We start from the raw sequence: 8508 nt of genomic DNA on the forward strand, positions 1-8508 counted from the left end.
GTGGTGATCGACCGCGCCGGGCCGGGCCCGCGCCGCCCGCGCGCTCGATCACCACCGCGAGACGCTTGCCGGCAAGCGGGTGTTCTTCTTCCCCGATTCGCAGCTCGAGGTGCCGCTCGCCCGGTTCCTGTCGCGGGAATTGGGCATGGGCCTGTGCGAGGTCGGGACGCCATACCTGCACCGCGGGCACCTCGCCGAGGACCTCGCCCTGCTGCCCGACGGCACGGACATCGTCGAGGGCCAGAGCCTCGACGCGCAGATGGACCGGGCCCGGGCCGAGAGGCCCGATCTGACGGTCTGCGGCCTCGGCCTCGCCAACCCGCTGGAGGCGGAAGGGCTCGCGACCAAGTGGTCGATCGAGCTGCTGTTCACGCCGATCCAGGGCTACGACCAGGCCGGCGACCTCGCCGAGCTGTTCGCCCGCCCGCTCGTCCGCCGCACCCGGCTGGAGGTCTGAGGCGATGCAGCTCACCCTCTGGACCTACGAAGGACCGCCGCATATCGGCGCCATGCGGGTCGCCACCGCGATGGAGGGGCTGCACTACGTGCTGCACGCGCCGCAGGGCGACACCTACGCTGACCTGCTGTTCACGATGATCGAGCGGCGCGACGCCCGCCCGCCGGTCACCTACACCACCTTCCAGGCCCGCGACCTCGGTTCCGACACCGCCGAGATCTTCAAGGACGCGGCCGCCGCCGCCTACGAGCGCTTCCGGCCGCAGGCGATGATCGTCGGCGCCTCGTGCACGGCGGAGCTGATCCAGGACGATCCGGGCGGCCTCGCCAAGGCGCTGAACCTGCCGATCCCGGTGATCGCGCTGGAGCTGCCGGCCTACCAGAAGAAGGAGAACTGGGGCGCGTCGGAGACCTTCTACCGGCTGGTCCGCGGGCTTTCCGGCTCGCCGTCCCCGGAGCCGAAGCCGGAGGGCCGGCGTCCGTCCTGCAACATCCTCGGGCCGACGGCGCTGGGCTTCCGCCATCGCGACGACCTCGACGAGATCACCGGCCTGCTCGAGCGGCTCGGCATCGCCGTCAACGTCGTGGCGCCGATGGGCGCAAGCCCGGCCGACCTCGGCCGCCTGAAGGACGCCGACTTCAACGTCGTGCTCTACCCGGAGGTGGCGCGCGCGGCCGCGCAGTATCTGCAGAAGACCTTCGGCCAGCCGATGGTCGAGACGGTGCCGATCGGCGTCGGCGCGACGATCCGCTTCGTCGAGGAGGTCGCGGCTTTGGCCGGAATCGACCCGGCGCCGGTGCTCGCCGGGGCGCCGTCGCGCGCGCCCTGGTATTCGCGCTCGGTCGACTCGACCTACCTCACCGGCAAGCGCATCTTCATCTTCGGCGACGCCACCCACGCGATCGCCGCCGCCCGCGTCGCGAAGGCCGAGCTCGGGTTCCGGGTCGTCGGCCTCGGCACCTACGGCCGCGAGTTCGCCCGCGAGGTCCGGGCGGAGGCCGCGCTCCACGGCATCGAGGCGCTGATCTCCGACGACTACCTCGACGTCGAGGCGGCGATCCAGGCGGCCGGCCCCGAGCTGGTGCTCGGCACGCAGATGGAGCGTCACATCGCCAAGCGGCTCGGGCTGCCCTGCGCGGTGATCTCGGCGCCGGTCCACGTCCAGGACTTCCCGGCGCGCTACTCGCCGCAGATGGGCTTCGAGGGCGCCAACGTCCTGTTCGACACCTGGGTCCACCCGCTGATGATGGGCCTGGAGGAGCACCTGCTCGGGATGTTCCGCGAGGACCCCGAGTTCAACGACCGCGCCCCGTCCCATCTCGGCGGCAAGGCCCCCGCCGGGGCGCCCGCGCCCGCCCCGCCGGTTCCCGAGCCCGTCACCTCGGTGACGCTCGCCGGCCCGACCGCTCCGACCTGGGCCGTGGAGGCCGAGAAGGAGCTGCGGAAGATCCCGTTCTTCGTCCGAGGAAAAGCCCGCACCAACACGGAAACCTTCGCCAGGGAGCGGGCGCTGCCGCTCATCACCGTCGAGACCTTGTACGATGCCAAAGCGCATTTCGGTCGCTGAACGGCCCGAGCTCCGCATCGTCGTCGTGACGATGGACAACCACATGGCGAGCGCCCTCGAGCGCGCCCGCCTCCGGCTGCGCAGCGAGATGCCCGGCCTCGTCCTCGACTTCCACGCCGCCGCCGAGTGGGACACCGCGCCCGCGAGCCTGTCCGCCTGCAAGGCCGACATCGCCCGGGCCGACATCGTGCTCGCGACGATGCTGTTCATGGACGAGCACGTCCGCGCCGTGCTGCCGGCGCTGCTGGCCCGCCGCCCGCACTGCGACGCGATGATCGGCTGCCTCTCGGCCGGCGAGGTGGTGAAGACCACCCGCCTCAACCGCTTCGACATGGACGGCACCAAGCGCGGCGCCCTCGACTTCCTGAAGAAGCTGCGCGGCAAGCCGGGCGCCCAGGGCAACGGCGCCCGCCAGATGGCGATGATCCGCAAGCTGCCGAAGATCCTGCGCTTCATCCCCGGCTCGGCGCAGGACGTGCGCGCCTACTTCCTCACCCTGCAATACTGGCTCTCGGGCTCGGACGAGAACATCGCCAACCTCGTGCGCTTCCTGGTCGGGCGCTACGCCGCCGGCCCGCGCCTCGCCTGGCGCGAGATCGCCGCCGCACCCGCGCCGCTGAGCTATCCCGAGACCGGCCTCTACCACCCGCGCATGAAGGGCCGCATCGGCGAGTCGCTCGCCGCGCTCCCCGTGCCCACGGGGCCTTCGAGCGGCCCTGCGAAGGGTCGGGTCGGCCTGCTGGTGATGCGCTCCTACGTGCTGGCCGGGAACACCGCCCATTACGACGGCGTGATCGCGGCGCTCGAAGGCCGCGGCCTCGCGGTGGTGCCGGCCTTCGCCTCGGGCCTCGACAACCGCCCGGCGGTGGACGCCTTCTTCCGCCGCGACGGCCGGCCGGCCATCGACGCGCTGGTCTCGCTCACCGGGTTCTCGCTGGTCGGCGGGCCCGCGTACAACGACGCCGCGGCGGCCGAGACGGCGCTCGCCGACCTCGACGTGCCCTACCTCGCCGCCCACGCGCTGGAGTTCCAGACCCTGGAGCAGTGGGAGGGCTCCGACCGCGGCCTCTCGCCGGTCGAGGCCACGATGATGGTCGCGATCCCCGAGCTCGACGGCGCCACCGCGCCGATGGTGTTCGGCGGCCGCTCCGGCGCGTCGATGGGTGAGAACGCCCGCGACATGCGCGTTCACCCGGAGCGTGCCGACATGCTCGCCGCCCGCATCGAGCGCCTCGTCGCCCTGCGGCGGACCGCGCGGGCCGCGCGCAAGGTGGCGATCGTGCTGTTCGGCTTCCCGCCGAACGCCGGCTCGATCGGCACGGCGGCGTTCCTGTCGGTGTACCAGTCGCTGCACAACACCCTGACGGCGATGAAGGCGGACGGCTACGACGTCGCGGTGCCCGACACGGTCGACGACCTGCGCAACGCGGTGCTCGCCGGCAACTCCGCCCGCTACGGCACGCCCGCCAACGTCCATCACCGCATCCCCGCCGAGGAGCACGTCCGGCGCGAGCGGCACCTGTCCGAGATCGAGGCGCAGTGGGGGCCCGCGCCGGGGCGCCAGAACAGCAACGGTTCGGCCCTCTTCGTCCTCGGCGCGCAGTTCGGCAACGTCTTCGTCGGCGTGCAGCCCGGCTTCGGCTACGAGGGCGACCCGATGCGCCTGCTGTTCGAGCGCGGCTTCGCGCCGACCCACGCCTTCTCGGCCTTCTACCGCTACCTGCGCGACGACTTCCGCGCCGACGCGGTGCTGCATTTCGGCACCCACGGCGCGCTCGAGTTCATGCCCGGCAAGCAGACCGGCCTGTCCGAATCGTGCTGGCCGGAGCGGCTGATCGGGCCGCTGCCGAACGTCTACCTCTACGCCGCCAACAACCCCTCCGAGGGGATGATCGCCAAGCGCCGCTCGGCCGCGACCCTGGTCAGCTACCTGACCCCGAGCCTCGCCCAGGCCGGGCTGTACCGCGGGCTGATCGACCTCAAGGCCTCGATCGAGCGCTGGCGCGCCCTGGAGCCGGAGGCGGAAGCCGAGCGGCGCGACCTCGGCCTGCTCGTCCAGGCCCAGGCCGCCGCCCTCGACCTCGCTCCGGCCGAGCCCGCCTGGGACGACCTCGCCGCCCGCATCCAGGCGCTGGGCCAGGCGGTGCACGAGCTGGAGCACACCCTGATCCCGCACGGGATGCACGTGGTGGGGCAGGGCACGCCGCCCGAGGAGCGGGTCGACCTGCTGCTGGCATTGGCCGAAGCCTCCGCCGGCCTCGCGCCGGAGCGGGCCGGGATCGCGGCCCTGGTGGCCGGCGAGGACGTCGACGCGGCTTTGGCCACCGCGAACCTGCCCCTCGACGAGACCCACCGCGCCGCCTTCCGGTCGCTGGCCGAGACCGACGCGCTGCTCGCCCGCGACCACGAGGTCGCCGGCCTGCTCAAGGCGCTGGACGGGCGCTTCATCGCGCCGGTGGCCGGCGGCGACCTGCTGCGCAACCCGGCCGTGCTGCCGACGGGACGCAACCTGCACGGCTTCGATCCCTACCGCCTGCCCTCGGCCTTCGCGGTCGCCGACGGCGCGCGGCAGGTCGCCCGGATCCTCGCCCGTCACCGCGACGAGGGCGCGGCGCTGCCCGAGAGCGTCGCCCTGGTGCTGTGGGGGACCGACAACCTCAAGAGCGAGGGCGGCCCGATCGCCCAGGCCCTGGCGCTCATCGGCGCGGCGCCGCGCTTCGACGGCTACGGCCGGCTCTGCGGCGCGACCCTGATCCCGCTGGAGACGCTCGGCCGCCCGCGCATCGACGTGGTCGTCACCCTCTCCGGCATCTTTCGCGACCTGCTGCCGCTCCAGACGAAGCTCCTCGCCGAGGCCTCGTACCTCGCCGCCACCGCCGACGAGCCGGTGGAGTGCAACTTCGTCCGCAAGCACGCCCTCGCGCATCAGGCCGAGCACGGCATCGACCTCGAGACCGCGGCGCTGCGGGTGTTCTCGAACGCCGAGGGCACCTACGGCGCCAACGTCAACGGGCTGGTCGAGTCCGGCCGCTGGGAGGACGAGGACGAGATCGCCGAGACCTTCTCGCGCCGCAAGAGCTTCGCCTACGGCCGCACCGGCCAGCCGGCGCCGCAGCGCGCGCTGATGCGCAGCGTGCTGGCCAAGGTCGACCTCGCCTACCAGAACCTCGATTCGGTCGAGGTCGGGGTGACGAGCGTCGACCACTACTTCGACGGGCTCGGCGGCATGGGCCGGGCGGTGGCCGAGGCCCGCGGCGCCGCGGTGCCGATCTTCATCAGCGACCAGACCCGCGGCGAGGGCACCGTGCGCTCGCTCTCCGAGCAGGTCTCGCTCGAGACCCGCACCCGCATGCTCAACCCGAAATGGACCGAGGGCATGCTCGGCCACGGCTACGAGGGCGTCCGCCAGATCGAGGCGCACCTCACCAACACCATGGGCTGGTCGGCCACGAGCGACGGCGTCGCGCCCTGGATCTACCAGCGCATCACCGAGACCTACGTCCTCGACCCCGCCATGCGCGAGCGCATGGCCGCCCTCAACCCCACCGCCTCGGCCAAGGTCGCGCACCGGCTGATCGAGGCGCACCAGCGCGGCTTCTGGACTCCCGATGCGGCGACGCGCGACGCGCTCGCCCGCGCCGAGGAGGAGCTCGAGGACCGTCTCGAAGGCATCACCGCGGAGGTTGCGGCATGAACATCGCGATTCGAAACCCCGTGGCCGCCCGCCGCGAGCCGGAAGGCAGCGTCCAGGTCTCGCTGGACGTCGCCATCGGCACGACGGCGAAGGTCTTCGCCGTCTACGGCAAGGGCGGCATCGGCAAGTCGACGACCTCGTCGAACCTGTCGGTCGCCTTCTCGAAGCTCGGCAAGCGGGTGCTGCAGATCGGCTGCGACCCGAAGCACGACTCGACCTTCACCCTCACCAAGCGCCTGGCGCCGACCGTGATCGATGCGCTGGAGGCGGTGCAGTTCCACTCCGAGGAGCTGCGCGTCGAGGACTTCGTCGCCGAGGGCTACAACGGCGTGATGTGCGTCGAGGCCGGCGGGCCGCCGGCCGGCACCGGCTGCGGCGGCTACGTCGTCGGCCAGACGGTGAAGCTCCTCAAGGAGCATCACCTCTTGGAGGACACCGACGTGGTGATCTTCGACGTGCTCGGCGACGTGGTCTGCGGCGGCTTCGCCTCGCCGCTCCAGCACGCCGAACAGGCGCTGGTCGTCACCGCCAACGACTTCGACTCGATCTTCGCGATGAACCGCATCGTCGCCGCGATCCACGCCAAGGCGAAGAACTACCCCGTGCGGCTCGGCGGCGTCATCGCCAACCGCTCGGCCAAGACCGACGAGATCGACCGCTTCAACGCCGCCGTCGGCCTGGAGCGCATCGCCCACTTCCCCGACCTCGACGTCGTGCGGCGCTCGCGCCTGAAGAAGTCGACCCTGTTCGAGATGGACGAGACGCCGGAGCTGGAGGCCGTGAAGGCCGAGTACATGCGGCTGGCCGCCTACCTCTACGCCGGCGGCAAGCCGCTCTCCGCGATCCCGATGAAGGACCGCGACCTCTTCGAGTTCCTGGGATTTGATTGAGGGGTCTCGTGATGACCAGCGCATCCTACGCCGAGCGCCGCTCGCAGCTCACCACCTACTTCGACCGCACCGCGGTCGAGGCCTGGGCGCGGCTAACCTCCGACGCACCGGTCTCGAAGATCCGCGCGACGGTGCGGGCGGGTCGCGACACGATGCGGGCTCAGCTTCTGTCCTGGCTGCCCGACGACCTGACCGGCCGGCGCATCCTCGATGCCGGCTGCGGCACCGGGGCGCTCAGCCTGGAGGCCGCGCGCCGCGGCGCCGAGGTCGTCGCCATCGACGTGTCGGCGACGCTGGTCGGCCTCGCGGCCGAGCGCGCCGGGCCGATCGCGGGCGGCGGGTCGATCGACTTCCGGGTCGGCGACATGCTCGATCCGAGCCTCGGCCGCTTCGACCACGTCGTGGCGATGGATTCGCTGATCCATTACGGCGCCGCCGACATCGCCCGGGCGCTCGCCGCGCTCGGCGCGCGCACGGACGGGTCGGTGGTGTTCACGGTGGCGCCCCGCACCGCCCTGCTCACCGCGATGCACGCCGCCGGCACGCTGTTCCCGAGGGCCGACCGGGCGCCGGCGATCGTGCCGATCACGCTGGGCGCGCTGGCCAAGCGGATCGGCCGGGAGCCGGCGCTGGCCGAGTTCGCGCTGACGCGCACGCAGCGCGTCAACAGCGGCTTCTACCTCTCGAACGCGATCGAGCTGGCGCGGGGCCGCCGATGAAGCTCGGCCTCCGCCTGATCCGGCACGTCGCGGCCCTCGGGCCGTCGATCCTCCCCTTCGCCGACGCGGCGACGAAGGAGCTGCCGCTCGGGCGGCTGATGCGGCTGTCGCTGTTCCAGGTCACCGTCGGCATGGCCGCGGTGCTGCTGATCGGCACGCTCAACCGCGTCATGATCGTCGAGCTGGAGGTGCCGGCCTGGGTCGTCGCGCTGATGCTGTCCCTGCCGCTGATCTTCGCCCCCTTGCGGGCGCTGATCGGCTTCCGCTCGGACACGCACCGGTCGGTGCTCGGCTGGCGCCGCGTCCCCTACATCTGGTTCGGCACGCTGCTGCAGTTCGGCGGGCTCGCGATCATGCCGTTCGCGCTGCTGCTGCTGTCGGGCGACACCACCGGCCCGATGTGGGCCGGGCAGGTCGCCGCCGCGCTCGCCTTCGTCCTGGTCGGCGCCGGCCTCCACACCACGCAGACGGTGGGGCTCGCCCTCGCCACCGACCTCGCACCGGCCCATGCAAGGCCCAAGGTCGTCGCGCTGCTCTGCGTCATGCTGCTCGTCGGGATGATGGTCAGCGCGGTCGCCTTCGGCCTGCTGCTCGCCGACTTCTCGAAGGTGCGGCTGATCCAGGTGATCCAGGGCACGGCCCTCGTCACCATCGTGCTCAACGGGCTGGCCCTGTGGAAGCAGGAGGCGCGCGACCCCGACCGCGCCCGCGACGCGGCGCAGCCGAGCTTCTCCGAATCCTGGGCGGCCTATGCGGGGCAGGGGCTGGCGCGGCGCCGCCTCGTCGCCACCGGGCTCGGCACCGCCGCCTTCTCGATGCAGGACATCCTGCTGGAACCCTATGGCGGGCAGATCCTGCACCTCTCGGTCGGCGCGACCACGGCGCTGACCGCGATGCTGGCGGCCGGCGGCGGCCTCGGGCTGCTGGCGGCGGCGCGCTGGCTCAACCGGGGCGGCGACCCGTTCCGGGTGGCGGCGGCGGGTGCCGTGATCGGCATCCTTGCCTTTTCCTGCGTCGTGTTCGCGGCCCCGCTCGGCTCGACGCAGGTCTTCGCGGCCGGCGTCAGCCTGATCGGCTGCGGCGGCGGCCTGTTCGCCCACGGCACGCTCACCGCCTCCATGGCGAAGGCCGGGCCGGAGGATACCGGGCTCGCGCTCGGCGCCTGGGGCGCGGTCCAGGCG

The 8508-nt window shown here is 72.5% G+C and carries 5 protein-coding genes and 1 pseudogene; all 6 read left to right on the plus strand.

What is annotated here, in order from left to right:
- Positions 1-7 precede the first annotated feature (7 nt).
- Positions 8-457, plus strand: a pseudogene (locus FV223_RS13705) (nitrogenase component 1); the annotation flags it as partial.
- A gap of 4 nt (positions 458-461) precedes the next feature.
- Positions 462-2024 carry a ferredoxin:protochlorophyllide reductase (ATP-dependent) subunit B gene (gene bchB / locus FV223_RS13710; protein WP_147727568.1) on the plus strand — a complete coding sequence of 521 codons (1563 nt, stop codon included), beginning with the start codon at positions 462-464 and terminating at the stop codon, positions 2022-2024.
- Complete coding sequence (locus tag FV223_RS13715) at positions 1999-5718, plus strand: magnesium chelatase subunit H (RefSeq protein WP_147727569.1); 3720 nt, start codon at positions 1999-2001, stop codon at positions 5716-5718. Before bchB ends, FV223_RS13715 begins: the two co-directional genes overlap by 26 nt.
- Complete coding sequence (gene bchL / locus FV223_RS13720) at positions 5715-6608, plus strand: ferredoxin:protochlorophyllide reductase (ATP-dependent) iron-sulfur ATP-binding protein (protein WP_147727570.1); 894 nt, start codon at positions 5715-5717, stop codon at positions 6606-6608. Before FV223_RS13715 ends, bchL begins: the two co-directional genes overlap by 4 nt.
- An 11-nt stretch (positions 6609-6619) precedes the next feature.
- Positions 6620-7327, plus strand: a complete 708-nt coding sequence (bchM, locus tag FV223_RS13725) for a magnesium protoporphyrin IX methyltransferase (protein WP_147727571.1) — start codon at positions 6620-6622, stop codon at positions 7325-7327.
- Positions 7324-8508: BCD family MFS transporter (locus FV223_RS13730; protein ID WP_147727572.1), on the plus strand; the 1185-nt coding region annotated here is incomplete at its 3' end. The genes bchM and FV223_RS13730, both read left to right, overlap by 4 nt.

Source organism: Methylobacterium sp. WL116, from assembly GCF_008039455.1.
Taxonomy (GTDB): Bacteria; Pseudomonadota; Alphaproteobacteria; order Rhizobiales; family Beijerinckiaceae; genus Methylobacterium.

What these genes read in the sequence shown, in the direction of transcription:
- FV223_RS13715 (WP_147727569.1), top strand. Translation starts at nt 1,999, where the DNA reads ATGCCAAAGCGCATTTCGGTCGCTGAACGGCCCGAGCTCCGCATCGTC.
- bchB (WP_147727568.1), top strand. Translation starts at nt 462, where the DNA reads ATGCAGCTCACCCTCTGGACCTACGAAGGACCGCCGCATATCGGCGCC.
- bchM (WP_147727571.1), top strand. Translation starts at nt 6,620, where the DNA reads ATGACCAGCGCATCCTACGCCGAGCGCCGCTCGCAGCTCACCACCTAC.
- bchL (WP_147727570.1), top strand. Translation starts at nt 5,715, where the DNA reads ATGAACATCGCGATTCGAAACCCCGTGGCCGCCCGCCGCGAGCCGGAA.